The organism is Halomonas sp. H33-56 (assembly GCF_040147035.1).
In the GTDB taxonomy this organism is placed as follows: Bacteria; Pseudomonadota; Gammaproteobacteria; order Pseudomonadales; family Halomonadaceae; genus Halomonas; species Halomonas litopenaei.
Genome location: NZ_JAMSHP010000001.1, coordinates 1,648,452 through 1,675,403, shown reverse-complemented (window position 1 = coordinate 1,675,403; position 26,952 = coordinate 1,648,452). Strand labels below are relative to the sequence as shown.

At 65.0% G+C, this 26,952-nt stretch carries 20 protein-coding genes; 4 read left to right on the top strand and 16 right to left on the bottom strand.

The annotated features are described in order from the left end of the window. Positions 1-53: 53 nt before the first annotated feature. Positions 54-620 carry a TetR/AcrR family transcriptional regulator gene (locus tag NFH98_RS07245; RefSeq protein WP_045993235.1) on the bottom strand — a complete coding sequence of 189 codons (567 nt, stop codon included), beginning with the start codon at positions 618-620 and terminating at the stop codon, positions 54-56. A gap of 231 nt (positions 621-851) precedes the next feature. Here NFH98_RS07245 and NFH98_RS07240 point away from each other — a divergent pair, with 231 nt between their 5' ends. Together NFH98_RS07240 and NFH98_RS07235 are read left to right on the top strand one after the other, a co-directional pair. Continuing rightward, entirely contained in the window at positions 852-2,036 is a 1,185-nt protein-coding gene (locus NFH98_RS07240) for an acetyl-CoA C-acyltransferase (protein WP_108447653.1), read from the top strand. Between the two features lie 194 nt (positions 2,037-2,230). Further along, complete coding sequence (locus NFH98_RS07235) at positions 2,231-3,421, top strand: MFS transporter (RefSeq protein WP_287164824.1); 1,191 nt, start codon at positions 2,231-2,233, stop codon at positions 3,419-3,421. A gap of 182 nt (positions 3,422-3,603) precedes the next feature. Here the strand turns inward: NFH98_RS07235 and pstB are convergent, their stop codons facing one another. The 6 genes from pstB to NFH98_RS07205 all read right to left on the bottom strand — a co-directional run bounded on the left by pstB (position 3,604) and on the right by NFH98_RS07205 (position 10,323). Further along, positions 3,604-4,443 carry a phosphate ABC transporter ATP-binding protein PstB gene (gene pstB, locus NFH98_RS07230; RefSeq protein ID WP_108447959.1) on the bottom strand — a complete coding sequence of 280 codons (840 nt, stop codon included), beginning with the start codon at positions 4,441-4,443 and terminating at the stop codon, positions 3,604-3,606. Positions 4,444-4,476: 33 nt separating this feature from the next. Beyond that, entirely contained in the window at positions 4,477-5,643 is a 1,167-nt protein-coding gene (gene pstA, locus NFH98_RS07225) for a phosphate ABC transporter permease PstA (protein ID WP_045993232.1), read from the bottom strand. An 18-nt stretch (positions 5,644-5,661) separates the two neighbouring features. Then, the gene (pstC, locus tag NFH98_RS07220) at positions 5,662-6,918 is read right to left on the bottom strand and encodes a phosphate ABC transporter permease subunit PstC (protein WP_213228718.1); all 1,257 of its coding nucleotides are present in this window, start codon (positions 6,916-6,918) and stop codon (positions 5,662-5,664) included. Positions 6,919-7,024: 106 nt separating this feature from the next. Next, complete coding sequence (locus NFH98_RS07215) at positions 7,025-8,038, bottom strand: substrate-binding domain-containing protein (protein WP_108132630.1); 1,014 nt, start codon at positions 8,036-8,038, stop codon at positions 7,025-7,027. A gap of 318 nt (positions 8,039-8,356) precedes the next feature. Beyond that, positions 8,357-9,127 (bottom strand): TSUP family transporter, encoded by a 771-nt coding sequence (locus tag NFH98_RS07210; protein WP_349622417.1) that lies wholly within the window; start codon positions 9,125-9,127, stop codon positions 8,357-8,359. Further along, a complete protein-coding gene (locus NFH98_RS07205) occupies positions 9,124-10,323 on the bottom strand; it encodes a Bcr/CflA family multidrug efflux MFS transporter (protein ID WP_045993229.1) in 1,200 nt (399 codons plus the stop codon). Before NFH98_RS07205 ends, NFH98_RS07210 begins: the two co-directional genes overlap by 4 nt. 132 nt (positions 10,324-10,455) lie before the next feature. Here NFH98_RS07205 and tal point away from each other — a divergent pair, with 132 nt between their 5' ends. Continuing rightward, entirely contained in the window at positions 10,456-11,394 is a 939-nt protein-coding gene (tal, locus tag NFH98_RS07200) for a transaldolase (protein ID WP_108447650.1), read from the top strand. Positions 11,395-11,604: 210 nt separating this feature from the next. Here tal and NFH98_RS07195 read toward each other — a convergent pair whose 3' ends face one another. The 9 genes from NFH98_RS07195 to NFH98_RS07155 all read right to left on the bottom strand — a co-directional run bounded on the left by NFH98_RS07195 (position 11,605) and on the right by NFH98_RS07155 (position 24,661). Continuing rightward, positions 11,605-12,114, bottom strand: a complete 510-nt coding sequence (locus NFH98_RS07195) for an STAS domain-containing protein (protein WP_045993227.1) — start codon at positions 12,112-12,114, stop codon at positions 11,605-11,607. Continuing rightward, on the bottom strand, positions 12,101-13,294 hold the full coding sequence (locus tag NFH98_RS07190; RefSeq protein WP_045993226.1) for a PP2C family protein-serine/threonine phosphatase: 1,194 nt from the start codon (positions 13,292-13,294) through the stop codon (positions 12,101-12,103). The genes NFH98_RS07195 and NFH98_RS07190 overlap by 14 nt, the downstream gene beginning before the upstream one ends. Positions 13,295-13,306: 12 nt before the next feature. Next, complete coding sequence (locus tag NFH98_RS07185) at positions 13,307-14,077, bottom strand: MlaA family lipoprotein (RefSeq protein WP_045993225.1); 771 nt, start codon at positions 14,075-14,077, stop codon at positions 13,307-13,309. 160 nt (positions 14,078-14,237) lie between these two features. Next, complete coding sequence (locus NFH98_RS07180; protein ID WP_349622416.1) at positions 14,238-15,365, bottom strand: beta-ketoacyl-ACP synthase III; 1,128 nt, start codon at positions 15,363-15,365, stop codon at positions 14,238-14,240. 92 nt (positions 15,366-15,457) lie between these two features. Further along, complete coding sequence (gene hrpA, locus NFH98_RS07175) at positions 15,458-19,480, bottom strand: ATP-dependent RNA helicase HrpA (protein ID WP_349622415.1); 4,023 nt, start codon at positions 19,478-19,480, stop codon at positions 15,458-15,460. A gap of 156 nt (positions 19,481-19,636) precedes the next feature. Then, a complete protein-coding gene (locus tag NFH98_RS07170; RefSeq protein WP_349622414.1) occupies positions 19,637-21,325 on the bottom strand; it encodes an AMP-binding protein in 1,689 nt (562 codons plus the stop codon). Between the two features lie 125 nt (positions 21,326-21,450). Beyond that, positions 21,451-22,236 (bottom strand): class II glutamine amidotransferase, encoded by a 786-nt coding sequence (locus NFH98_RS07165; RefSeq protein ID WP_108132628.1) that lies wholly within the window; start codon positions 22,234-22,236, stop codon positions 21,451-21,453. Beyond that, positions 22,229-24,043, bottom strand: coding sequence for a vWA domain-containing protein (locus tag NFH98_RS07160; protein ID WP_045993221.1), 1,815 nt, complete (start codon positions 24,041-24,043; stop codon positions 22,229-22,231). Before NFH98_RS07160 ends, NFH98_RS07165 begins: the two co-directional genes overlap by 8 nt. A gap of 165 nt (positions 24,044-24,208) precedes the next feature. Next, the gene (locus NFH98_RS07155; protein WP_349622413.1) at positions 24,209-24,661 is read right to left on the bottom strand and encodes a hypothetical protein; all 453 of its coding nucleotides are present in this window, start codon (positions 24,659-24,661) and stop codon (positions 24,209-24,211) included. A gap of 70 nt (positions 24,662-24,731) precedes the next feature. Here NFH98_RS07155 and NFH98_RS07150 point away from each other — a divergent pair, with 70 nt between their 5' ends. After that, positions 24,732-26,915 (top strand): S9 family peptidase, encoded by a 2,184-nt coding sequence (locus NFH98_RS07150; RefSeq protein ID WP_349622412.1) that lies wholly within the window; start codon positions 24,732-24,734, stop codon positions 26,913-26,915. Positions 26,916-26,952 lie beyond the last annotated feature (37 nt).

Sequence of the window (26,952 nt, the reverse complement as noted above, 5' to 3'; positions counted from 1 at the left end):
CGCGCCCCAGCTGTCCATCACAGGGGGCGGCCCGCTACTCTGCCCTTGGCAGATCAAGGACGGCGGGTGATCATCACGACCAGTTCGTGGGCCAGCTGTTCGGGGTCACGCGGCCCGTCCGGGTCGTACCAGCGCACCGTCCAGTTCAGGGCGCCCAGCACAAAGCGCGAAACCAGGGCGCGATCGCCGGTGACCAGATCCGCTGCGATGGCGTCATCCAGCACCTCGTTCCACAGCGCCTCGTAGGCGTCACGCAGGTGGGTCAGGTGGTCCCGAGCGCCATCGTCGAGGCGCCGCCACTCATACAGCGCTACCACGTGGGCGTTGCGGTCGGTCAACAGCGTATCCAGATGGGCCCGCGCCATGGCATGCAGCCTGGACAAGGGGTCGGGCGCACTGTCCTTGAGCGCGGCTCGAGCCAGCGTCAAGGCGTTCTGGGTGCCCTCTTCGATGACCGCAGCAAGAATCTCCTGCTTGTCACGAAAGTGGTGAAAGAGGCTTCCTGACTTGATCCCCATTTCCTGTGCCAGCATGCGCACGGTGGTGCGATCGAAGCCTTCCTGGACAAACAGCTGAGCGGCGAGCCGGGTCAGCTCCTTGCGACGGGGCGAGTCATTCATTACATTCATCGACAGTTACACTAGCGCTTGCTTGGTTTCGTTGAGAAAAGCATAGCCCACCCTCGGGGTCAACGTCGTTTGCTGACCTTGTCGTACGCGATTCGCGTCGCGAGCGAAACCCCGGGGACTGAACCACACTGACATCACAGCGCCGTGTCCACGGCCCACACAAACACAACACCTTGCCGCTCGACCGCAGAATCGACATGCAAGAGTTTCAGGAGTCACGCCATGAGTCAGTCCGATATCGTCTTTCTTGCCGCTGCCCGCACCCCCATGGGCGGCATGCTGGGCTCCCTGTCCAGTCAGACCGCCCCCGAACTGGCCGCCTGCGCCATTCGTGCCGCCATCGAGCGCGCCAGGATTCCGGCAGACGCCATCGAAGAAGGGATCTTCGGCTGCGTGCTGCCGGCCGGGGTCAAGCAGGGGCCGGCCCGTCAGGCCATGCGCCAGGCCGGCATTCCCGACCACCGCGGCGCCACCACCATCAACAAGCTCTGTGGTTCGGGCATGAAGGCCACCATGCTGGCCCACGACCTGATCAAGGCCGGCACCGCCGAGGTCATGCTGGCCGGCGGCATGGAGTCCATGTCCAACGCCCCCCACGTGTTGACCAAGGCCCGTGGCGGCTACCGCCTGGGCCATGGCGAGCTCAAGGACCATATGTTCCTCGATGGCCTGGAGGACGCCGAGACCGGCAAGCTGATGGGTGGCTTCGCCCAGGAGGTCGCCAGTGAGCGCGGCTACGAACGCGAGCGCATGGACGACTTCGCCATCGCTTCACTGGAGCGGGCGATGCAGGCCACCGAGGCCGGCCACCTGGCCGCCGAGATGGCCCCCGTCACGGTCTCCAGCCGTCAGGGCGACACCCTGGTCGAGCATGACGAGCAACCCTTCCAGGCTCGCCTGGACAAGATTCGCACCCTGAGGCCGGCCTTTGCCAAGGACGGGACCATCACGGCGGCCAATGCCAGCTCCATCTCCGACGGCGCCTCTGCCCTGATCCTGTCCACCCGGGCAGCGGCGGATCGCCTCGGCGCCACCCCGCTGGCCCGCATGCTTGGCCACAGCACCCACTCGCGTCATCCCAGCGAGTTCACCATTGCCCCGGTGGGCGCCATCGAGTCACTGATGAAGAAACTCGACTGGTCGGTGGACGATGTGGATCTGTTCGAGATCAACGAGGCCTTCGCCGTGGTCACCCTGATGGCCATGGACGATCTTGGGCTACCCCACGACAAGGTCAACGTCTTCGGCGGCGCCTGCGCCCAGGGTCACCCGGTCGGCTCCACTGGCTCACGGATCATCGCCACCCTGATCCACGCCCTGCGCACCAAGGGCGGAAAACGAGGGATCGCCAGTCTGTGCATCGGCGGCGGTGAAGCCACCGCCGTGGCGGTGGAACTGATCGACTGAGGCCGGCCATTGATCGAATGAGGCCGAGAGCTGATCGACTGACGTCGAGACCTGGTTAGCCAACGTCGTAGTCTGAAAGGCAGGCGCGACGCTTGCCTTCCACGCCGATAAGCGGTCAGCATGGCCGGGGGCGCTCACAGGCGCTCCCGGCCATTTTTTTGACCTCAGGTCTGGATCCACAACAGGACTCACGCATGGAGCGCTCTCGCCTGGCCCTGCCGCTGATCGTGCTGGCACAGTGGTGCGGTACATCGCTGTGGTTCAGCATCAACGGCGTTGCCGCCTCGCTGGGAAGCGACCTCGGCATTCGCGAGGCCGAAATCGGTCACCTGACGCTGGCAGTGCAACTCGGCTTTATCGTCGGCACCCTGACGATCGCCGCCAGCGGTCTCGCCGATCGCTACCGCGCCAGTCGCATCTTTCTGAGCGCTAGCCTGGCAGGCGCTCTGGTCAACCTCGCCTTTATCACGGTTGCCGAGCAACACGCCCTCGCCCTGCTGCTGCGCTTCGCCACCGGGCTCTGCCTGGCCGGCATTTACCCGTTGGGCATGAAGCTGGTGATCGGCTGGACCCCGCGTCACACCGGGGCCGCCCTGGCCTGGCTGGTGGGCATGCTGACACTCGGCACGGCCATGCCCCATCTGCTGCGCGGCGCCACCCTGGACCTCCCCTGGGCCTGGACCCTGATCCTGTCCTCGGCCCTGGCGGTGGCCGGTGGCATCGCCGTGGCGCTATTGGGCGACGGCCCGCACCTGCCAGCAAACGCGTCTCGCGCCAGACTGAAGGATGGCCTTGCCGCCTTTCGTGATCGCCACTTTCTCAGCGTCGCCGGCGGCTACTTCGGCCACTGCTGGGAACTCTACGCCTTCTGGCTGCTGGTGCCCTTCCTGGTCGGCCGTGAGGTCACGCGCCTTCAGGCGCCAGCCGACTGGGCGCCCTGGCTGAGCTTTTCGGTCATCGCCGTGGGGGCGCTGGGCTGCATCCTGGCCGGCGCCCTCAGCCGACGCCACGGCAGCGCCAGTGCGGCCAACCTGGCGCTCGCCACCTCCGGCGCCCTGTGCCTGATCTACCCCTGGCTTGGTCAGGCCAGCCCCCTGCTGCTGCTGGGCCTGCTGTACCTCTGGGGCTTCAGCGTCATCGCCGACTCGGCCCAGTTCTCGTCACTGGCCTCGGCCACCGCCCCCAGGGCACACATCGGCGCGACCCTGGCGGTGATGAACGCCATCGGCTTCACCCTTACCCTGCCCGGTATCTGGCTCGGTGCCAGCCTGTGGCAGGAGCACGAACTGAGCGTGCTGTGGCTACTGTTGCCCGGACCGGTGCTGGGACTGTGGTCGATGCGTGGTGTCGCCGCCTACGTCCGCCGCCAGCCCGCCAGTTCCTGATGCCAGCCCCCTGACACCAGACCCCTGCACCAGACCCTGACATCAGATGCAGACACCAATCCTGACACCAGAGCGGGCCACCACGGCTACTGGGCCCGGTTCACAGGTAGTAAAAAGGGAGGCCCGAAGGCCTCCCTTTGCTACCGCGGTGAACGCTACCACGCTGACCGACGCTTCTCGGCCTAGCCGTAACGACCGGTGATGTAGTCCTCGGCCTTCTTGGTATGCGGGGTCGAGAACATGGTCTTGGTGTCGTTGTACTCGATGACCTCTCCGAGGTGGAAGAACGCCGTGTAGTCGGCGACACGAGCCGCCTGCTGCATATTGTGCGTCACCGTGATGATGGTGTACTGCTGCTTGAGCTTGTCCATCAGGTCTTCGATGGTGGCGGTGGAGATCGGGTCCAGCGCCGAGGTCGGCTCATCCATCAGGATCACGTCCGGCTGGACCGCGATGGCACGGGCGATGCACAGACGCTGCTGCTGGCCACCGGACAGCGAGGTGCCGGGCTGGTGCAGCTTGTCCTTGACCTCTTCCCACAGGCCGGCATCACGCAGGGCGCGCTCGACCAGCTCGTCCTGGTCGGCCTTGCGGCTGACCAGGTCATGCATCTTCGGGGCATAGACGATGTTGTCGTAGATCGACTTGGGGAAGGGGTTCGGCTTCTGGAACACCATGCCGACCCGACGCCGCAGCGCGACCTCGTCCATCTTGGGCTCGTAGACGTCGCGGCCGTCCATCTCGATCAGGCCCTTGACGCGTACGCTCGGGATCAGATCGTTCATGCGATTCAGGCAACGCAGGAAGGTCGACTTGCCGCAACCGGACGGGCCGATCAGGGCGGTCACGTTTTTCTGGTACAGATCCATGTCGATCGACTTCAGCGCGTGGAAGTCTCCGTACCACAGATTCAGGTCGTTCACTCGAATGCTCAACTCGTGGTTGGCATCCTCGTTGCGAGTGACCGGCTGGCCGGGCTGGTCCTGCTTCATCACGCTTTCTCCGCGCTGGGCAACTTTCATGTTCATGGCAACGTATCCTGTTTGGGGGCCGGTTTACCAGCGCCGCTCGAATTTCTTGCGCAGCACCACCGCGGTGGCGTTGAGCGTGATAAGGATCGACAGCAGCACCAGAATGCCGCCCGACGTCTTCTCGATGAAGGCCCGGTCAGGCTCGCCCGCCCAGGTGAATATCTGTGCCGGCAGCACCGTGGCCGCCTCGGTAAAGGAGTTGGTCACATCGGGGATGAAGGCCACCATGCCGACGATGATCAACGGAGCGGTCTCGCCCATGGCCTGAGCCAGGCCGATGATCGAACCGGTCATGATGCCCGGCAGCGCCACCGGCAGGACGTGATCGCGCACCATCTGCCAGCGTGAGCAGCCGACGCCGAAGGCGGCATGACGGATGGAGTCGGGCACGCTGCGAAGCGCGGTCCGGGTGGCGATGATGATCACCGGCAGGGTCATCAGCGCCAGGGTCAGGCCACCGACCACCGGGGAGGAGCGCGGCACACCGAAGAAGTTGATGAATATCGCCAGGCCCAGCAGACCGAACAGGATCGAGGGAATCGCCGCCAGGTTGTTGATATTGATCTCGATCAACTGGGTAAAGCGGTTGTCCGGCGCGAACTCTTCCAGGTAGACCGCCGTCATCACGCCGATGGGAAAGGCCACCGCCAGGGTCACCAGCAGGGTCAGCACGGTGCCCATGGCCGCCGAAGCGATACCGGCGAGCTCGGGCATCTTGGAGTCACCGCTGGAGAAGAAGGTCGAGTTGAAACGCAGCTCGGCCCGCCCATCCTCTTTCAGCCGATCGACCACCGCCATTTCCTTGTTGCTGAGCTTGGCGTGGTGGCCCTTGAGGTACTGGTCCACCTGGCCGTCGGCCAGCACCCACTCCATGCGGGTGGTACCGAGCAGGTCCGGGTTGTCTTCCATGCGGCCGGGGATCAGGCGCAGATAGCCGCGACTGACCAGCGGGCGGACGTCTTCCTGAACCGCCGCCAGGGGAATCTGGCTGGCCTGCTCGGAGTAGTCCACCTCGACCTGGATCTGGGCCTGCTGGAAGGCCGGCAGCCCCTTGACCAGCATGTCGGCAAAGAACAGCACCAGGAACAGGCCGGCAAGGCCGAGCGCTCCCATGGACGCCCACTTCAGTCGGGCCGACCTGCGGTGGCGAGCGCGGAGCTGGGCGCTGATGTCATCGAAGGATTGTCTCATTGGCTTTGGCTCCACGGCTTACAGGTTGTTGACGCGATACTTTTCGCGGAAGCGACGGATCATGATCACCGACACCAGATTCAGGCTCAGGGTTACCACGAACAGCATCAGTCCGAGTGCGAACGCCGACAGCGTCTCGGCACTGGCGAATTCCTGGTCACCGGTCAGCGCGGCGACGATGCGCACGGTCACGGTGGTCATGTCTTCCAGCGGATTGAAGGTCAGGTTGGGGCGCATGCCTGCCGCCATCACCACGATCATGGTCTCGCCCAGCGCCCGTGACACCGCCAGCAGCGAGGCCGAGATGATGCCCGGCAGGGCTGCCGGCACCACGATGTCGCGAATCATCTCGCCCTTGGTCAGGCCCAGCGCCAGCGAGCCTTCGCGCATGCTGTTGGGCACCGAGTTGATGACGTCATCGGACAGCGAGGAGATGAACGGAATGATCATGATGCCCATGACGATGCCCGGGGCCAGGGCGTTGTTGAACGAGGCCTCGAGACCGAAGAACCCGGCCACGGCAACGATGATCGGCGCCACCGTGATGGCGGCGAAGAAGCCGTAGACCACGGTCGGAATGCCGGCCAGCACCTCGAGTACCGGCTTGGCGATGGTGCGCACCTTGGGCGGCGCGAACTCGGCCATGTAGATGGCCGCCAGCAGACCGATCGGAATCGCCACCAGCATGGCGATGAAGGTGATCATGAAGGTACCGGCGAACAGCGGCACCGAACCGAACTTGGCGGCACTGGCCCCTTCCTCGGCGCGACCGGCGGCCTCGAGGAAGCTGGCACCAGGGTTCCAGGTGGTGCCGGTGATAAAGTCCCAGAAGCTCTGCATCTGGAAGAAACGGATCGCCTCGAAGACGATGGACAGCAGGATCCCCAGGGTGGTGAAGATGGAGATCAGAGCCGCGCCGGCAAGAATGAAGCGGATGACCCGCTCGATCGCCTGACGCGCGTGGAAGTCGGGGCGCACCATCGCCACGCCCAGCACCAGGCCGATGCAGGCGATGACCAGGCAACTGGCCAGCAGCAGCAGCGGCGGAATCTCGGCACCCACGAGCAGCATGATGAAGCCACCCACGGCACCGACCACCAGTGCCGGACCCGCCGTTGACATGACGGTGAACCAGCCGTACTGATCGGGTTGGGCGTACATGGAGGTGCCGGAGGCTCGGACTCTGGCGGCCTTGCCGCGGGCCAGGAAGAAGGCGATCAGACCGAGCAGAAGCAGCGAGCCGCTGAACATCGCCAGGAGTTGGTTGGTCTGCATGGGTGTCTCTCGGGGTTCTGTGCTCAAGCAAGCATAGGCTTGCCGGAACGTGTACCGGCCGACACCCGTTGCAGGATGCCGGCCGGCGTGATCAGGACCGTGTCCCTTACTTCAGGTCGGCCAGCTCGAGGGTCTCGTGGTTCTCGACGGCACTGCGAGCCTCGGCGCGCTCGTCTTCCGGCGCCGGGATCAGGCCGATGCCCTTGAGGTAGCCGAGGTCACCGACCATCTGCTCGCTCATGAACATGTTGGCGTACTCGTACATGGCCGGCACGTCTTCGGCGTGCTGGTTCTTCACGTAGAAGAACATGGAGCGAGACACCGGGTACTCACCGCTGCCGATGGCGTCCGGAGTCGGCTCGACGCCGTCGATGCTGGAGCCGATCAGGGTGTCGGAGTTCTCTTCCAGGAAGGAGTAGCCGAAGATGCCGAAGGCATCGGTGTTCTCGGCCAGGCGCTGAACGATCAGGTTGTCGTTCTCGCCGGCGTCGATGAAGGCACCGTCGGCGCGCACGTCGGTGTAACCTTCACCGCCGTAGGCCTCCATGTCCTCGGAAACGGCTTCCATCACGAGCTCAGCGAAGGCATCACGGGTACCGGAGGTGGTGGGCGGCCCATAGACGGCGATCTCGCGATCCGGCAGCGAGGAATCGATGTCGCTCCACTTGGTGTAGGGGTTGTCGACCAGCTCACCATCGACCGGCACCTTGGCGGCCAGCGCCAGGAAGATCTGCTCGCGGGTGACGTCCATCGCCTCGTTGTCGCCGGACTGGGCGAAGGCGATGCCGTCATAGCCGATGAAGGCTTCGGTGATGTCGGTCACACCGTTGGCTTCACAGGTCTCGAACTCGGAAGTCTTCATGCGACGCGAGGCGTTGGTGATGTCCGGGGTATCGTCACCCAGACCGGAGCAGAACAGCTTCATGCCGCCACCGGAACCGGTGGACTCGATGACCGGCGTCGGGAAGTCGGTGGTGGCACCGAACTCTTCGGCCACGTAGCTCGAGAACGGGTAGACGGTGCTGGAACCAACGATACGGACTTGATCGCGGGCTTGAGCGACACCCACCACGCCCATGACGGCGGCGGCGATAGCGGTGGTCTTGAGGATGCGGTTCATGGAGAAAGCTCCTGATGATGAGATGGTCAACCTTCGCGAAACACACAATGCCGCAGAAAAATGACAGCTTCATGACAGTCCACTCCGGTTGACGCCTTCCCGATACCTCTTACGCTTCCCCCCTGCCCCTCCTCCCGCCCGGCCATGTCATGACGGCGTCACGGCCCTGTCACCGCGACCCCGGTCATCGCCACCCTTTTACAGCCGGCGGCATCCCGAGCGGACACAAAAGAAGGTGCCGAGAAAAAAGGCCGCGCGGCTTTGCGCCGGACGGCCAATCTGGTGTCGCTTCGATAGCGACAACATGAAACAACGGGGTCAGCTGATCAATAGCCCCAATGCCGCCGCGGCGCACAGGGTCAAGGACGCCGCCTGCAACAGTCGCCGAGGCAACTTCGGCGCCAGCACCGCCCCCAGGGCGTGGCCCGCCACCACCATGGGCATGAAACTGAGGCTCACGCCCAACAGCCACAGCGGCACCCTGCCCACGGCGGCCAGGCTCGCCAGGGTCATCAACGACGAGATAAGAAAGAACGCCGCCAGGTTGCCCCGCAGGCGGTCCATCGGCATGCCGTGCATCAGCAGCACGATGGGCGGTCCGCCGATCGCCGCCACGGCACCGAACACTCCCGACAGAAAACCAGCACCAAACAGTGACGAGCGGTTGACCGGCAGGCGCAGCTTGAACAGCGTCACCACCACCGCAAACAGCACGATGCTGGCGATCATCACCTCCAGCGTCGCCATGGGCGCCACCAGCAACAGCCAGACCCCGAGCAGGGTTCCCGGCACCTTGCCCACCAGGGCCATGGAGATATCGGTCATGGCGACTTCCCGGCGATAGCGGCGTACCACCAGACAGGACACCAGAAAGCCGTAGACCACCAGCACCACCGGCACCAGGGACGGCGCCTTCAACAGGATCAGTGGCGCCCCCACCACCGCCATGCCGAAGCCGGTGGTACGCTGGACGAAGGTCCCCAGCGCCAGTACCGCCCCCACCCACAGCCACGAGCCAAGGGTCAGCTCGCTGAGCACCCACCACTCACTTGCGCAGTCCTGCACTGCGGCCAGCAACGACGCCATCATGACGCCGCCTCCTCGACCCGAGGCGGACGTCCGGCGAGCACGCGCAGGCCGACGTTGCCGATCAACGCCACCGTGACCATGGCGATCACCATGGGCCAGGCAGAGTCGATTTCAAAGGCGGTGACCAGGGCACCGGACAGTGCTGCACTGCTGAACTGGATACTGCCGAGCAGCGCCGTGGCGGTAGCGCTCATATGACTGAAGCGCTCCAGCAGCGACGAAATGGCGTTGGGCGAGATCAGCCCCACCACGCCCAGAAACGCCATCACCAGAGGCACCACCGTGAACAGCGAGTCCGTCCCCGTGGCCACTACCACCAGCAGGCCGCCGGCGGCGACCAGCTGAATGGCGAGACCAAGACGCAGGTTCTGCTGGGGTGTACGCCGCCGCAGCAGGCGAATATTGACCCGGTTGGATAGCGCCATCACCACTACATTTGCACCAAAGACGAAGGGATAGGCCGCCGGCGACAGCCCGTAGTGCTGCATGTAGAGAAACGGCGACGAGGTGACGAAGGCAAAGATGCCGGCGAAGGACGCCGCCACCGCCAGGATGTAGCCCATGGCCTGACGGTCGGTCAGCACACTTGCGTAGTTGCGCAGCACCTGACGGGGCGAGGCCACCGGTGCCCCTGCAGGCCGGGTCTCCGGCAGAAAGGCCCCGAGCAGCCACATCAGGAAGGCGGCATAGACCGCCAGGAAGACGAAGATCAGCCACCAGTCGGCCAGGTACAGCAGCAGGCTGCCGACCATCGGCGCCACCAGCGGCGCCAGCATCAGGATCATCGCCATCGTCGACATGACCTTGGCGGCCTCGCGGCCACTGAAACAGTCGCGCACGATGGCTGCGGAATTGACCACGCAGGCGCCGCCGCCGAGCGCCTGGACAAAGCGCCAGACCAGAAGCTCCGTCAACGAATCGACGCTGACGATCACCAGACTGGCGATCAAGAACAGGATCTGTCCGGCCAGCAGCACCGGCTTGCGTCCGATGCGGTCGGAAAGCGGCCCGCAAGTGAGCTGGCCCACGGCAAAGCCGACCATGAACACGCTGAGTGAAAGCTCGGTGTGATGAACACTGGCCCCCACCGACTCGGCCAGCGCCGGCATGGCCGGCAGATAGGCGTCGATGGCGAAGGGGGCAAGGGCGGTATTGGCGGCCACCAGCAGGGCGACACGCCGGGCATTCAGGGACACAGGCGCTCCATGAAGAACAAGGTTTGAAAAATTGTCATCGGGTTGATCGTGACGCCGCTGCGGCTGTTGTCCACATCGACGCCTTGGTACAGTAGGTCCAGCTCACCACCGCCCAACTACGGAGATTGCCACATGGCAGATGATCTGCTGACCCAACTGAAGGCGATGACCACGGTGGTCGCCGACACCGGCGACCTGGACGCCATTCGTCGCTTCCAGCCCACCGACGCCACCACCAACCCGTCGCTGATCCTGCAGGCCGCCAGCCACGCCGATCGTCGCGCCCGCCTGGCCGCCATCGCCAAGGAGGCCAACGACATCGATGACGCTCTCGACGCCGTGGCGGTGGACATCGGCAGCGAGATCAGCGAGCTGGTGCCTGGCTATGTGTCGACCGAGGTCAGCGCACGGCTATCGTTCGATACCGAAGGTACCCTGGCTCGCGCCCATTCACTGATCGAGCGCTATGCCCGCAAAGGCGTCGGCGCCGAGCGCATCCTGATCAAGGTGGCGTCCACCTGGGAAGGCATTCGTGCCGCCAAGACGCTGGAGCGAGAAGGCATCCGCACCAATCTGACGCTGCTGTTCAGCTTCGCCCAGGCTCAGGCCTGCGCCGACGCCGGAGTCACGCTGATCTCGCCCTTCGTCGGCCGCATCCTCGACTGGCACAAGGCCCAGCAGCCGGAGGCCGACTTCAGCGGCGACAACGATCCCGGCGTGCAATCGGTCAAGCGCATCTACGACCACTACAAGGGCCACGGCTACTCGACCATCGTGATGGGCGCGAGCTTCCGTAACACCGACGAGGTCAAGGCGCTGGCCGGCTGCGATCGTCTGACCATCTCGCCGGCACTGCTCGAGGAATTGCACGGTCAGCAAGGCGCTCTCGAACGCCGCCTCGTCCGTAGCGACGCCGAGACCAGCGCACCGGAGCCCCAGACCGAAGACGACTTCCGCTGGGCCATGAACGAAGACGCCATGGCCACCGAAAAACTGGCCGAAGGCATCCGCAAGTTCATGGCCGATCAGCGCAAGCTGGAAAGCCTGCTGACCGAACTGCGCCAGGGATGATCACGAGCGCACCACCGGCAAGCCTGGCTGGGCCTGGCTGCAGATGATCAAGAGGGCGATCCATGGATCGCCCTCTTGCATTATGCGCTTGCCAGCTTGCGGCGATCTGACACCGCTTTCCGCTTTTGGAGTTCGCCATTTTCTACGCCTTCGGCGCCTTCTGCTGAACACGCCTTCGGCGCGTCGACGTCAGGCCCGGCAAGGGCGGGATCAGGCCTTGTGCGAAGCGTCGTTCTGGGCCTCGAGCATCTCGACCAGCGGCTGGAACTGTTCGTGGTTATGCTCGTTCATGCGCATCAGGATACGATGCGCTTCGAGGATGCGCTCCCGCAGCCCCTCTTCATCGGCGGGCACTTCGGGGAGCTCCTCGAAGTCGTCGACCTCGGCGATGGGACGCTCCAGCAAGGTAAAGAAAGCGCCAAAGCCCATCACCTCGAGCATCCGCTTGACGTCGGGATTGTCGGCCACGATGGTCGGCGCCTGCTCGAGCTTGCCGCGCAGCGCCATGGCCACCTTGGCCAGAAAGCCAAGCGCCGTGGAATCGACGTTGCTGGCCTCGCGCAGGTCGATCATCACCGCCTTGAGTCCCGGCGTGTCGGCCAGTTGCTGGGCCTGGAGATCCAGGGTGGCACACAGGGTCAGGCGCACGTCGCCACATAGCTTCAGGACGAACACACCGGCCTCGAATGCCGCCTTCAGTCGACCTTCATGCACTTTCATCGCCAAACCCGCTCACCAACATGATCGTCAAGTCGTCGGGCAGCTCTTCGCGCCCCGAGGTGGGATCCTCCAGCGCTTCTTCATCGCTGGAGAGCGCCCCCAGGGCCAGCCCCCGACGCATCGTATCCAGGGAATCGCTGTCTTCGACCCGCTGCCTGAGATCGTCAAGGCGCGCCTCGAGACTGTCCCCCGGCAAGCACTCCAGCACCCCATCGGAGCAGAGCCAGAGCGAAAAGTCATCGGGCAAGTCACATCCCAGTGCCGGATAACTGACCTCCGGAAACAAGCCTACCGGCATGCCCTCTCCCGCCAGCGTGGTGACGCCCTCGTCGGACTTCAATAGCGGCATCGGCAGCTGCGCGCCGAGAGAATAGTGCAGATAGCGCTTCTGCTGGTCGATCACGCCGACGAACAGGGTGGCGTGCTTGCCGATCCCCGTGTCCAGCAGCTCCCGGTTCAACTGGGACAGCCAGCGCGGCGGCAATGCCTCGGGTGCCTCACCGTCCCACTCGCCTTGCCAGCGATTGAACAGATACTTGAGCAGCACCGTCACGAAGGCGGACGAGGCTCCGTGGCCCGACACATCAGCGAAATAGAATAATGTATAGCGCTCATTGTACGCCTGGATATCGAGAAAGTCGCCTGACAGATACAACGAGGGCGCAAGCCAGTAGTCACAGCCGATTGCCCCCAGCTGCTGCGGCCTCGGCGGCAGCATGCGACGCTGGATCTGGCCGCCGGCCTGCTGGTCGAGCCGGAGCATCGCCAGGTGGGTCTCCAGGCTCTCGTTGAGCTCTTCCAGTCGCGCTCGATCCTCTTCGCGCTCCCGGGCCAGACGATTGACGTCCACCACACGCCGGATCATCCGCCTGAGCAGATGGGCATGGCGCAAGGGGTCGATCACGTAGTCGACAAGGCCCGCGTCAACGGCCTTGAGCAGATCGTCGTCTCGCCGGTCCTCGCTGACCACCAGGGTGGGCCAGCGCTCGGCCAGCACCATCCACTCGCGACTCGGTACCGCCAGCGAATGTGCCACCACAAGCGCCGTGGAGCCGGGAAGCTCATCGGCGCTGGCGGCGGCAAAGACCGCAAGTCCGTCGCGAGCAATCGCGTCCACCAGGGCGTCGCGGTGCTCGCCCGGGTGGTCGATTACCCCGATCAGAGGTTTGGCTGCTTGCATGCAGATGCCACCTTACTCGGCGAAGGCATCTTCGTCGTAGTCAAAGCCATCGTCGATAAAGCTGTCGTCACCAAGCTCACCATCGGTGACCTCGAAACGACGACGCTGTAGCCAGGCGTCACGAATGAAGCTGTAGCGATCACCGCGAATCAGATCCTCCTGATCGAGAAGGCTGGCACGCGCGTCGAGCAGCTCGAGACCACGCAGCGAGTAGCGCACGGTGTCGTCCTCGACGTAGGTCAGCGGGTAGGTGTACCAGTCGACCGGCAAGGCGCTGGTGTCACGCACTGTGCTGGGGCCGAGGAACGGCAGCACCACGAAGGGCCCCTCGCCCACGCCCCAGGCAGCCAGGGTCTGGCCGAAGTCTTCCTCGTCGGCGATAAAGCCGGCATGGGTCGCCGGATCCAGAAGACCACCCAGACCGAAGGTGGTGTTCATCAAAAAGCGCATACTCGAGTTGCCCGCATTGGCACCCTTGCCTTGCAACAGGCTGTTGAACACCGTGCGCACTTCGCCGAGGTTGTCGAAGAAGTTGCTGACACCGCGCTCGAGCGGGTCCGGGGTCACGTAGCGATAACCCTGGGCGGCAGGCTTGAGTGCATAGCGATCCAGCACATCGTTGAAGGCGAAGACCCTGCGATTGAAGCCCTCCCAGGGGTCCGCTGGATTGGGCTCGCTGGATACGCCGCTGCTGGCGCAGCCACTTGCCGCCAGGGCGACGGCCATGACCAGGACACCCCTCTGCATGCCCTTGCCCAGGGCACCGCTGTAGTTCGCGTTCATCGTTCGACTGCCTCCCTTGCCTGTCCTTGTCACGATCGTCAATCTATCGGCGCTGTTGTCCGGGGTTGGACTCCGGGTAGCGTCAGCGACGACGCCTCTGCGTACGGCAGTCGTCTGGTTCCGCCGACGAGTCAGCTGTCGGTTCCCCGGAGGGTCGGCCTCAGTCCCTGCGAATCACCACGCAGCCCGCACTGTAGCCCGCGCCGAAGGAACACACCACCCCGGTAGCGCCCGGTTCCAGGTCTTGATGATGCAGATGGAACGCGATGATCGAACCGGCAGAACTTGTATTAGCGTAACGGTCAAGAATAATCGCCGCTTGATCCGGAGCAGGCTCCTGGCCCAGCACCCGTCGTGCGATAAGATCGTTCATGTGTCGATTGGCCTGATGCAGCCATAACCGCGACAGCGTACCAGGCGCGATATCCAGGCTCTCCAGGTGCTCACGGATCAACTGTGCCACCATCGGGCAGACTTCCTTGAAGACCCTGCGGCCTTCCTGTACGAACAGCTTGTCGGCTGCCTGGGGGTCGGCGTCGGTGACGCGGTTGAGAAAGCCCGCATTATTGCGAATGGCGTTGGAAAACTGCGTCACCAGGCGGGTCCCGAGCACCTCGAACCGTGTCTCGGCTTTCGCCACGTCGTCGCTTTCCAGCACCAGGGCGGTACAGGCGTCGCCAAAGATGAAGTGGCTGTCGCGGTCGCGGAAGTTAAGGTGTGCCGAACACACCTCGGGGTTGACCAGTAGGGCGCGACGCACGCCGCCGGAGCGGATGGCATTGGCGGCGTTGTCGATGGCGAAGGTGGCCGAGGAACAAGCCACGTTCATGTCGAAGGCGTAGCCCCCGGTGCCCAGCGCACGCTGCAACTCCACCGCCACCGCCGGATAGGGGCGCTCCAGATTCGAGCAGGCCACGATCACCAGGTCGATGTCGGCGGCCTCGACCCCCGCCGCGGCCAGCGCCTCGTGCGAGGCGGCCAGCGCCATCTCGCACTGGATGCCGGGGCTGTCGTTGTCGCGCTCGTCGAGCTTCGGGCGCATGCGCTCAGGATCAAGGATACCCTCGGCGTCCAGCACGTAGCGGCTGTGGATACCCGAGGCCTTGACGATGAATTCACTGCTGGAATGCGCCAGGGCGTCACGTTCCCCGGCCTCGATCGCCTCGCGGTGGCGGGCATTCTCGGCATCCACCCAGGCGTTGTACGACGCCACCAGGGCGTCGTTGTCGATGGCGTTGGCCGGGGTATACAGGCCGCTGCCGGTAATAAGCACCTTCGCTGGGGTCATGCCCTTCTCCTTCATGCGGCACCTCGGTGCCGCCGGTCGATCGCGACCGCCCGGGGCGGCCACTCACTTTCGTCATCTTTGGCGCGGGGGCCTTACCCCCGCCCGGTCAATTCCGCCCAGCGTTTCTCCAGGCGCTTCTCCGATACCGGCATGGCGGTACCCAGCTGCTGCGCAAACAGCGATACCCGCAACTCCTCGATCCACCAGCGAAACTCCACCAGCGATGGATCTTCGACGCCGCCTCGGTGCTCGGCCTGTCGACGCGTCTCGAGGCGCGTCTCGAAGTCCTGCACCGTCTGCATCAGCATCTGGTCGCGCATGCGCTCGCGCGGGGCCTTCTCCAGGCGCACCTGGGCGGCCTCCATGTAGCGCGGATAAGCCTCGAGCCAGGCACCGGCGTCGGTCACGAACCCCGGGTACACCAGCCGCTGCATCTGTGCCTTGAGGTCACTGTATACCAGCGCCAGCGACAGGCTCAGGTTACCCTTCAACGCCTTTGTCACCGCCAGGTGGCCTTCCAGTGCCGGCTTGAGCACCGCCACCAGCTTGTCGGCATGGGGAACGATATCCTGGCGAACCGCCTGAATGCGTTGTTCCAGGGCCTCGGCACTTCGCGGCAGCGGGTCCACCGCCACGACCTGCCGGAAGACGGCCGTCACCACATCTTCGGTCAGTGCACGCTTGCTGCCTACCTTGGCGAACAATAGAGCACAGGTCGACAGTCCCTGGGTACGCTCGATGGCCTTCACTTGATCTGGCAGGCGTTCCATCGCCGCCTTGACTACCCCGCGGCGATGCGCTTCATGGGCCTTGGCCGGATGGTCGAACAGCTCGAGGCTGAGCCCGCTCGACGAAGGCACCAGCGCCGGGAAAGCCTCGACACGAATCCCGGCCTGGGAGGTCACCCGCGATTCCGGCAATGCCTGCTCGGGGAAGCCCGACAGCTCGGACTGGCTCTCCACGCTCTTGGCCAGCGCCCGGGCACCCTGACTGGCGGCAGCCTCGAAGCGCCGCTCCAGCGCCCGCAGGTCACGGCCCTGGCCCAGCACCTTGCCGCTGTGGTCGACCACCTTGAGGTTCATCACCAGATGGGGCTCGAGCTGATCGAGGCGCCAGTCGTCCGGCGACAGGCGCAACCCGGTCTTGACCCGCAGAAATTCACCGAGCGCCTCGGTCAGGCTGCCGTCCCCGGGCACCAGTGCCTCCAGCGCTGCGTCGACCCAGTCGGGTATCGGCACCACCTGTCGGCGTATCGACTTGGGCAGCGACTTCAACAGGGCGATGCACTTGTCCCGGAGCAATCCCGGCACCAGCCACTCGAGGCGAGACGACGACAGCTGAGACAGCATCGCCGCCGGCACCGTTATGGTCACACCGTCATCCTCGGCCCCTGGCGCGAAGTGATAGGCCAGCGGATAGCGCACCCCGTCGATCGACAGCTCGTCAGGATAGGCGTCACCGGTGACGTCATCCGCCTCCCGTGCCAGCAGCGCCTGACGGTCGAACTTGAGCAGCTCAGGGTCACTGCGCTCGGCCTTTCGCCGCCAGGCTTCGAAGCCCTTGCCGTTGACGATATCTTCAGGCAGGCGAGCGTCGTAGAAGTCGAACAGCTGCTCCTCGTCCACCAGAATGTCGCGCCGCCGAGCGCGATCCTCGAGGTCCTCGACCTCGTCGATCAGCGCCCGGTTGTGGGCAAAGAACTCGCCCTTGGTACGAAACTCGCCTTCCACCAGCGCCCGGCGGATAAACAGCTCACGGCTTTCGACCGGGGCGATGGGACCATAGTGGACCTTGCGCCGGGCCACGATCGGCAGCCCGAACAGGGTGACCTGTTCGAAGGCCACCACCTGTGCCCGCTTCATCTCCCAATGGGGCTCGCTGTAGCTGCGCTTGACCAGATGGCCCGCCAGAGGCTCGATCCACTGTGGCTCGACCTTGGCCACGCTGCGCGCGAACAGCTTCGAGGTCTCGACCAGCTCCATCGCCATCACCCACTTCGGAGACTTCTTCGAAAGCCCCGATGCCGGATGAATCATGAACTTGCGATTGCGCGCCCCCAGGTACTCGCGGTTCTCGGTCAGGGTGCCCAGATGACTCAGCAGGCCGGTCAACAGCGCCTTGTGCATGGCCACCGTCTGCTGACGCTGGCGCTCCTTGGCCTGACCGTCGTCATCTTCACCCTCGGCGGCGATGGCGGGCCTGGCCGACGGCACCTGGATATCCATGTCCTTGAGCAGCTGACGCAACTGGCGGAAGGTATCGTGCCACTCGCGCAGGCGCAGGTAATTCAGGAAATTATCGCGGCACCAGCGACGCAGCCGGTTGCCCGAGAGTTCCTCTCGGGCGGCTTCGAAGCCGTGCCACAGATTGAGCAGGGCCACGAAGTCGGAATCCGGATCCTGCCAGCGGCGGTGGGCCTGATCGGCGGCTTCGCGCTTGTCGGAGGGTCGATCACGCGGGTCCTGCACCGCCAGCGCCGAGACCACGATCAGCACCTCGCGCAGGCTCTGCTGCTCGACCCCGGCCAGCACCATGCGGGCCAGGCGCGGATCGATGGGTAGTCGCGCCAGCCGTCGCCCCAATGTCGTCAGGCGGCTGTTGTCGTCGACCGCACCCAGCTCATAGAGCAACTTGAAGCCATCGGTGACGAAGCGCGAGTCAGGTGGATCGACGAAGGGAAAGTCCTGGATGTCGCCCAGTTTCAGCGACAGCATCGACAGGATCACCGAGGCCAGGTTGGTGCGCCGGATCTCCGGATCGGTAAACTCAGGGCGCGCCAGGAAGTCGTCTTCGTCATACAGACGGATGCACACGCCTTCCGCCACCCGGCCGCAGCGGCCCTTGCGCTGATTGGCGCTGGCCTGGCTCACCGCCTCCACCGGCAGGCGCTGAATCTTGGCGCGATAGCTGTAGCGACTGATGCGCACCAGCCCCGGGTCGATCACGTAGCGGATACCCGGCACCGTCAGCGAGGTCTCGGCCACGTTGGTGGCGAGCACGATGCGCCGCCCACTGTGGGGAGCAAACACGCGGTTCTGCTCGGCGTTAGAAAGCCTGGCGTAGAGCGGCAGTATCTCGGTGCTCTTGAGATCGGCGCGCCGGAGCACGTCGGCGGTCTCGCGGATCTCACGCTCACCGGGCAAAAACACCAGAATATCGCGGGGACCATGGAACCAGCGCTTTTCGCGCTCGATGGTCTCGATTTCCTCCACCGCGTGAAGGATACCCTCGCTGAGGGTGCGGTCTTCCTCGTCATCTTCGTCGCGGATCAGCGGACGATAACGCACCTCCACCGGGTAGGTACGACCCGAGACCTCCACCACCGGAGCAGGGCGCACGACACCGTCCTGGTCTCGGCTGGCAAAGTGCTGACTGAAGCGTTCCACATCGATGGTGGCGGAGGTGATGATGACCTTGAGGTCAGGGCGGCGATCGAGCAGGCGCTTGAGGTAACCGAGCAGGAAATCGATATTGAGGCTGCGTTCGTGGGCCTCGTCGATGATCAGGGTGTCATAGCGGCGCAGGTCCGGATCCTGGCGGGTCTCCGCCAGCAGGATGCCGTCGGTCATCAGCTTGACCAGGGTGTCGTCGTTGGTCTGGTCGGTGAAGCGGACCTGATAACCCACCTGCTCGCCCAGCGGCACCTGCAGTTCTTCTGCCAGGCGGGTCGCCACCGAGCGCGCCGCCAGGCGCCGCGGCTGGGTGTGGCCGATCAGCCCGCGACGGCCAAGCCCCAGCTCCAGACACAGCTTGGGCAGCTGGGTGGTCTTGCCGGAGCCGGTTTCGCCGGCCACCACCACCACCTGATGGGACTCCAGTGCCTTGAGGATATCGGCTCGCCGCGCCGCCACCGGGAGCTGTTCGGGATAGTCGAGCGTGACCGGGCGCGCCTGGCGCGAGGCCAGGGTCTGACGGGAGCGCTGCCAGTGGTGCTCGACCTCCTTGAGTCCCCGGTCGATGGGCTTGCCGTCGCGTCGACGACGCTCGAGACCGGCCAGACGCTTGGCCAGCGTCGGGCGATCGCGAAGCATCACCTGTTCCAGTCCTTCGGTCAGAGACTTCAGGCGAGAGGCGTCGTCGGCGTTTTGCTGGGCGGTGGGCGTAGAACTACTCACGTTGGGGTCGAAGGCTCCGGGTGGATCATGGGCGCCGCGTCGCACGGACGCGGGGCGGGAAGGCTCCCGCAACGCAAAGGGCGCTATTGTAACGCCGCAGCCAAGGCAAGGGCCAATCGCCGGCCCCTGCCCTTCCCCGGACCTTGTCGGCGGGCGTCAGCCGTCGGTGCCGGTCCCGGTTTCGGTGCTGCCTTCGTCACGCAACTGGCGCCTGAGCACCTTGCCGACGTTGGTCTTGGGCAGTTCGTCACGAAACTCCACCAGCTTGGGCACCTTGTAGCCGGCCAATTCCTTCTTGCACCAGGCGCGCAGCTCGTCACTGGTCAAGGAGCTGTCCTTGGCCACCACGAACAGCTTGATGACTTCTCCGCTGGTCTCGTCGGGCACCCCGACGGCGCAGGACTCGACCACCTTGGGATGGGCCGCGACCACGTCCTCGATCTCGTTGGGATAGACGTTGAAGCCGGACACAAGAATCATGTCCTTCTTGCGATCGACGATACGCACGTAGCCATCGTCCTGGATGACCGCGATGTCACCGGTGTGGAAGAAGCCATCGGCATCGATGACCTTGGCCGTCTCGTCATCGCGGTTCCAGTATCCCTTCATCACCTGGGGGCCGCGCACGCACAGCTCGCCCGGCTCACCCGGCTCGGGGTCGCCACCGTCAGGGTTGCACAGCTTGAGCTCGGTGCCGGCGACGGGGCGGCCGATGGTGCCGAGCTGGATCGCCTCCACCGGGTTGAAGCTGACGATCGGCGAGGTCTCGGTCAGGCCGTAACCCTCGGCGATGGGGCAGCCTGTCACCTCTTCCCAACGCTTGGCCGCGGCCTTGGTCAGCGCCATGCCACCGGAGATGGTCAGGTGCAGGTGGGAGAAGTCCAGCGCCTTGAAGTCGTCACGATTGCATAGCGCATTGAACAGCGTATTGAGCCCGACGAAGCCGGTGAAACGCGTCTTCGAGAGCTCCTTGATAAAGGTATCGAGGTCCCGCGGATTGGTGATCAGCAGCGAATGGTTGCCGCCTTCCAGCATGAACAGGCAGTTCACCGTAAAGGTATAGATGTGATAGACCGGCAGCGGCGCGACCACCACCTCACTACCCTCGCTCAAGCCACCCCCGATGATCTGCTTGGCCTGCAGCATGTTGGCCACCAGATTGCGGTGGGTCAGCATCGTGCCCTTGGCAAGCCCGGTGGTCCCCCCGGTGTACTGTAGCGCGGCGATATCGTCGAGCTCGCGTTCCACCTCACGGTGCTCGAGGGAGGCGCCTTGCTTGAGCACCTGACGCAACCCGACCGCCTTGGGGATCGAGTAGCGCGGCACCATCTTCTTGACGTACTTGACCACAAAGTTGATCAGCGGTCGTTTGGGGAAGTCGTGCAGGTCACCGATCTCGGTGATCACCACATGCTCGATGTCGGTCTTGTCCAGCACCCGCTCGAGCTTGTCTGCCATGTTGGCCAGGATCAGGATCGCCTTGGCGCCGGAATCCTTGAACTGGTGGGTCATCTCGCGCTCGGTGTACAGCGGATTGGTGTTGACCACCACCATGCCGGCGCGAATGGCACCGAACACCGCTACCGGGAACTGCAGCAGATTCGGCAACTGGATCGCCACCCGATCACCGGGCTCAAGGTTGGTCTCGTGCTGCAGCCAGGCGGCGAAATCACCGGACAGCCGGTCAAGCTCGGCGTAGGTCAGGGACTTGCCCATGCACGAGAAGGCCACCTTTTCGTCGTAGCGCTTGACGGAGCGGTGGAAGATATCCATCACCGAATGATAGTCATCGAGCCCTTCCAGGGCCTCCCCCCGAACGATCGATGCAGCGGCGTTCTCACTCATGGGCGTTCTCCATTCGGGGGACCAGGTCCCCTCTTATTATCAAATTGTGGTGTCGACACTGGCTACCATAGCCCAGTCCCGCAGCGACTGTAATACGCTTGATTCAAACTTTCGTTTAAAACCCGCTATTCATCGCTTAGATAACGGGCCACGATCTCGCCTTCCCGCCACACCAGCAGCTCACCCGGCTGCATGCGCACCCACTCTTCGTTGTCGGTGAGCGGTTCGGTGGCCAGCACCGAGACCACATCGTCGGGGGTGGTGTGCTCGACAAAGTTGACCACCATCTCGGCGTCCGACAGGTTGGCCTCGCCAAAGGGCGCGCGGCGGGTGATATGGGCGAGCTTGGTGGAACAATAGGTGTACAGGTACTCGCCGTCGGCCAGCAGCAGGTTGAAGACGCCCAGACCTCTGAGCTTCTCGCACAGCTCGTGCAGCGACGACCACAGACCGCGACGATCCTCCGGCGGGTCTGGATAGCGCCGCCGGAGCTCACCCAGCAGGTGGCAGAAGGCGTGCTCGCTGTCGGTGGACCCCACCGGTCGATAGCTGGCGAGGTCCAGCGTCTCCCAGCCGGACAACTGGCCGTTGTGGGCATAGCACCAGGGCTGCCCCCACATCTCGCGCACGAACGGATGGGTATTGGCCAGCTTCACTCCACCCACATTGGCCTGGCGGATGTGGCTGATGACGATATTCGACTTGATCGGGTATTCACAGATCAGCCGGGCGATTCGCGAGTGCACCGAAGGATGAGGGTCGCGAAATTCGCGATAGCCCCCCTCTTCGTAAAAAGCGATGCCCCAGCCGTCACGGTGGGGGCCGGTGCCGCCGCCACGATGCAGAAAGCCGGTAAAGCTGAAACAGATATCCGTGGGCACATTGGCACTCATGCCCAGAAGCTCACACATGGGGTTCCTCTCTTGTTGACCCGGCCGCAGCCAGGCGAGTGCGCCGGCGACGCCACAACAGCCAGGCGATCACCACCACCGCCAGGATAGCGGCTACCAGCCAGCTGCGCGGATCATGTCGAGCACGCTCGAGGGCGGGCTCAAGACCAGGCCTTCCCTCGCGCCACCACTGCACCAGCCGCTCGGGGCCTTCATTCACCAACGCCACAAACTGGTCGGCCAGCGCCTCGCCAGCCTCCTCCTCGGCCTGTCGCTCACTGGCTTCGGCGAAGCGTTCACCGGACAGGGTGGGGCCTGCCAGCGCCCGATCCAGGGCCACCTCGCCATCGCGATTGATCCACAGCGGCGGCAGGTTCCAGCGGGTCTCATTGCCGTCGATCGTCGCCACCGCCGAGATCCGCAGCGGACGGCTGACCTCATCCTCCTGGGGCGGAATTTCCAGGCTCCAGCGCCTGGCGTCTGCCGGGGCCACCTCCAGCGACTGGCCCAGCAGATCGGCCTCGAAGCGGGTGTTGTCGTGGCCAAGGCGCGGATGTTCGGCCACCAGCGTCACCCGACGCCCGGATTCGTCCAGTGCCGCGCCGACGGCCGGCAGCACATTGACCGCCTGCACCCGTCGGCGATGGAAGTCCTCGCCCTCGGCGGTGATCACCAGCTCAGCCGCGCCGGTGCCCGACGGCGACGGCAGCCGCCCGCGAAACACACCATCATCGTTGCCAAGCGCCAGGATCTGCAGGCCGTCCACCGCCTCGCCGGACAGCTCCGCCGTCACCTTGAGCCCCTCGGGCACCGTCACCTCGCCGTCACTTTCGACACGCACCGCCAACGGCACCTCGAAGCCGGAATACAGCGTCGCGGGCAGCGCCTCCGTCACCAGGTGGCGATCGCTGTTGACGGTAATCCGCGAGTCCGCCGCCAGAGGACCCTCGATCCGCCACTCCCCCTGGGCGGGGTCGGGTACGCGGATCAGGTCGAAGCGTGGTTCCCGCTGCCAGCGCACCTCTGCGGGTGCGGTGTCGCGGGTGTAACGGGTGCCGTCCGGCGCCACCAGGGTCACCTCTCCCTGGCCGGGGTCGTGGAAGATCAACGCGGAAAAATCGTCGACGCCGGCATCGACGGTGAAACGGCGGTCCTCAAGCGGCACCTGATCCACCGGGAAGATGCGCTCGACGATATCGAGAAAGGCGCCCAACAGGGCGTCCGGTGTCTCGACCACCGCCGCCAGTCCCCCGGTGCGCTGCGCCAGTCGCTCGACCAGGGCAACGTCGGCGCCTGGCGAAAAGGCGATGGCGTGGATGGCCACCCCCTGGTTGGCCAGGTCCGGCACCATCGCCTCGACCAGGCGTTGGCGAGAGGCAAGGTCCACGTCGGGCTTGGCACCCCGGCCCGGCGACAGGTCGATCACCCCGTCGGTCAGCAACACCAGGTGGCGCCAGCCGTCACCCTCGGCTGCAGCCGCGGTGCGCAACGCCGCCTCGATATCGGTATGCTGCTGATACTGTTCCAGCGCCGGCGGCAGCGCCAAGGCCCGCTCGCGCCACTGGGCGTCGACCTGCCCCAGAGGCAACGGATTGTCGATCGACTCGCCGAAGGTCCAGATACCGGCGCTGACGCCACTCGGCAACAGCGCCACCAGCATGTCCAGCGCACTGCCTGCCAGGCGATTGGGGTCATTGGTCTTCATGCTGCCGGACACGTCCACCACGACGCGAACGTCCGGTGGCTCATCCGAGCCCGCTTGCCCAGTCACCGACTGGGCAAGCGCCGTCAGCGGCGACAGGCACAACGCCACGATTGTCGCCATCATTACCCCTTTCCCGCAGCGTTGCTGGCCCCGCTTGGCCATGTGTCCTCCTTGGAACTCGCCCGGAATCTCCAGGCCGTGGGCGGTGGACGTCTTTTACATCCCCCTTCGACGTGTTCATCGATGGTCCACCGTTCACGGTGGCCAGAGCGACGTCGCCAGCCGTTTCTAGCCGAGCACCGGCTCCTGACGCTCCCGCCCTTCTTCACGCGACGTCCCATGAGCCTCTGCGTCCTGGTCACGCGCCGCTGCAGCGGCCTCGGCCTTGCGCAGACGGCGACGACGGCCACTCCACCACAGTGCCAGTCCGAACAGCCCACCGATCGCGGCGCCGACGATGACGCGCGTGGCCGCCGGCACCAGCACGCCATTGTTGCCGTCCATGAAGGCGACCGCCGCCACCATGATGGCCGGCGCCTGACCGCTGTAGACCTGGCCTTCCTCGATCAGCGGCAGTTCGAACATCGACGGCATCCACATCACGCCGGCCACCGCCCAGGTCAGCACCAGGCGTGGCAGGCGCGGTAAAAAAGCCAGTCCAAGGTAGCCAGCCAACAGTACGACCAGCGACAATGCGCCATAGATCAACCACAGCGTGGACATGGAATCCGAAATCAACATTGCATGCTCCAACCTGACGTGCGCGCCGCGCACAGATGAAATTTCTCTTGAGTATGGTACATCTCGCACCATGAAAGCACAGCCGCCAAATGCACCGGCCGCAGCAACTCGGGGCCCCGCCCCGGACTTCACGCGTCAGGACGATAACGCCTGGCACTGGCTCGAGAATCGCGACGACCCCGCCGTGAGTGACTTTCTCGAGGCCGCCAACCGCCAGGCCGACGCCTGGTTTGCCCCTCTGGAATCCTTGATCGAGCGGCTCTACCAGGGCCACCTGGCGCGGCGAGAGCTGGCCGTCAAGGGGCTGCCCAGTCGCCTGGACCACTTCACCCTGTGGAGCGAGACCGCCGCCGACGCCGACTATCCGGTCTGGTGGCGCCACCCCAACGATGCCCCGCAGTCGCGCGAGGTGTTCTTCGACCTCGAGGCCAGAGCGCAGGAGCACACCTTCCTCGAACTCGGTGACATGGCGCTGTCCCCGGACGAGCAGTGGCTGGCCTGGACCGAGGACACCCAGGGTGACGAGACCTATCGCCTGTTCATCAAGCGCCTGCCCGATGGCGCCGAGCATCGACTGCTGGACGACATCGGCCCTGAGCTGTGCTGGGCCGAGGACGGCCAGACCCTGCTGTTCACCCGCTACGACGCCACCCAGCGACCCGACAGCGCCTGGCGGCTCAGCCTGTCGCTGGATGCGGCCAGCGCAGACGCCAGGGTCGAGACCGACGAGCTGGTCCTGCGCGAGGACGACGCAGAGTTCTGGATCGGTCTGGGCAAGACCCGATCGCGGGCCTGGCTGACCATCGAGTCGGCCTCCAAGGACACCAGCGAGACCCATCTGGTTCCGGCCCACGCGCCAGCGACTCCCCCGCACTGCTTTCAGCCCCGTCGCCCGGGTGTCGAGTACGCCCTGGATCATCGTCCCGGTCACTTCTATGTGTTGCACAACGAAGGGCTGGTGCACTTTCAGCTGGAAGTGGAGAACGAAGACCGCTCCGGTCAGCGGCAAGTACTGGTGCCCCATCGCCAGGAGACCACCCTGGAGGGTGTCGATGCCTACGCCTGGGGCCTGGTGATCGCCGAACGCGACCACCTCGAGGCCCAGGTGCGCCTGCGTCGCCTCGAGTTCGACAGCAACCACAGCGTCACCCTCGACGCCCCCCTGCCCTGCTCGCCCGCACCGCTTAGCCTGGGGCTCGGCGACAGCCCACACTTCGACGACCGGGTACTGCGCCTGCGCGAGGAATCCTTCTGCACCCCGCCAAGCTGGTGGTCGCTGGATCTTGATAGCGGCGAGCGCCGACTGCTCAAGCGGCAGCCTCTGCACGGCGATCTGGCACCGGAAGACCTGCACTGCCAACGGCTGTGGGCCGAGTCCCACGACGGCGAGCGGGTACCGGTGTCCGTGGTCTGCCGCAAGGACCTGGCGAACCAGCCGCTGCCGACGCTGCTGTATGGCTACGGTGCCTACGGCGAGGCGCTGGATCCCTGGTTCTCGGTGTCTCGACTGGAACTGCTCCGGCGTGGCGCGGCCTTCGCGGTGGCCCACGTGCGAGGCGGCGGTGAGCGCGGCGAGCCCTGGTACCTGGCCGGCAAGCTCGAGCACAAGCCCAACAGCTTCGAGGACTTCCTGGCCGCACGTGACGCCCTGGTCGACGCGGGTGTATCGAATCCCCAGCGTATCGTCGCCTACGGCGCCAGCGCCGGCGGTCTGCTGGTGGGCGCCAGCCTCAATCGCGCACCACAGGCATTCTGCGCGGCGGTACTCGACGTGCCCTTTGTGGACGTCCTGCGTACCATGGAAAACCCGGACCTGCCGCTGACCACGGCGGAGTACACCGAATGGGGCAACCCCAGCCACGCCGCCGACGCCCGACGCATCGGCAGCTATTCACCGCTGGACAACCTCGATGCCGAGGCCTGGCCGCCGGTATTCCTGCAGGGTGGCTGGCACGATAGCCGTGTGCCCTACTGGGAGCCGGCCAAGCTCTACGCACGCCTGAGCCTGGCGAACGCCGAGCAGGCGGCACTGTCCAACCGGGCAACCCTATTGAAGACCGACATGACGTCCGGTCACGGCGGCGCCTCGGGTCGTTTCAAGGCCTGGCGCGAAGGGGCACGCCAGGATGCCTTCGTGCTCTGGGCCCTGGACTTGCTGGATGCAGACCTGGTGAATGCGGACCTGATGGGCAACCCTCCGGTCGAATCACCAAGGCCCCATCCCTGCTCCACCGACGAGAACCCGCAGGCCTGACCGCACCTTTGGACGCCCTTGGCCGCTTTAGCGGCCA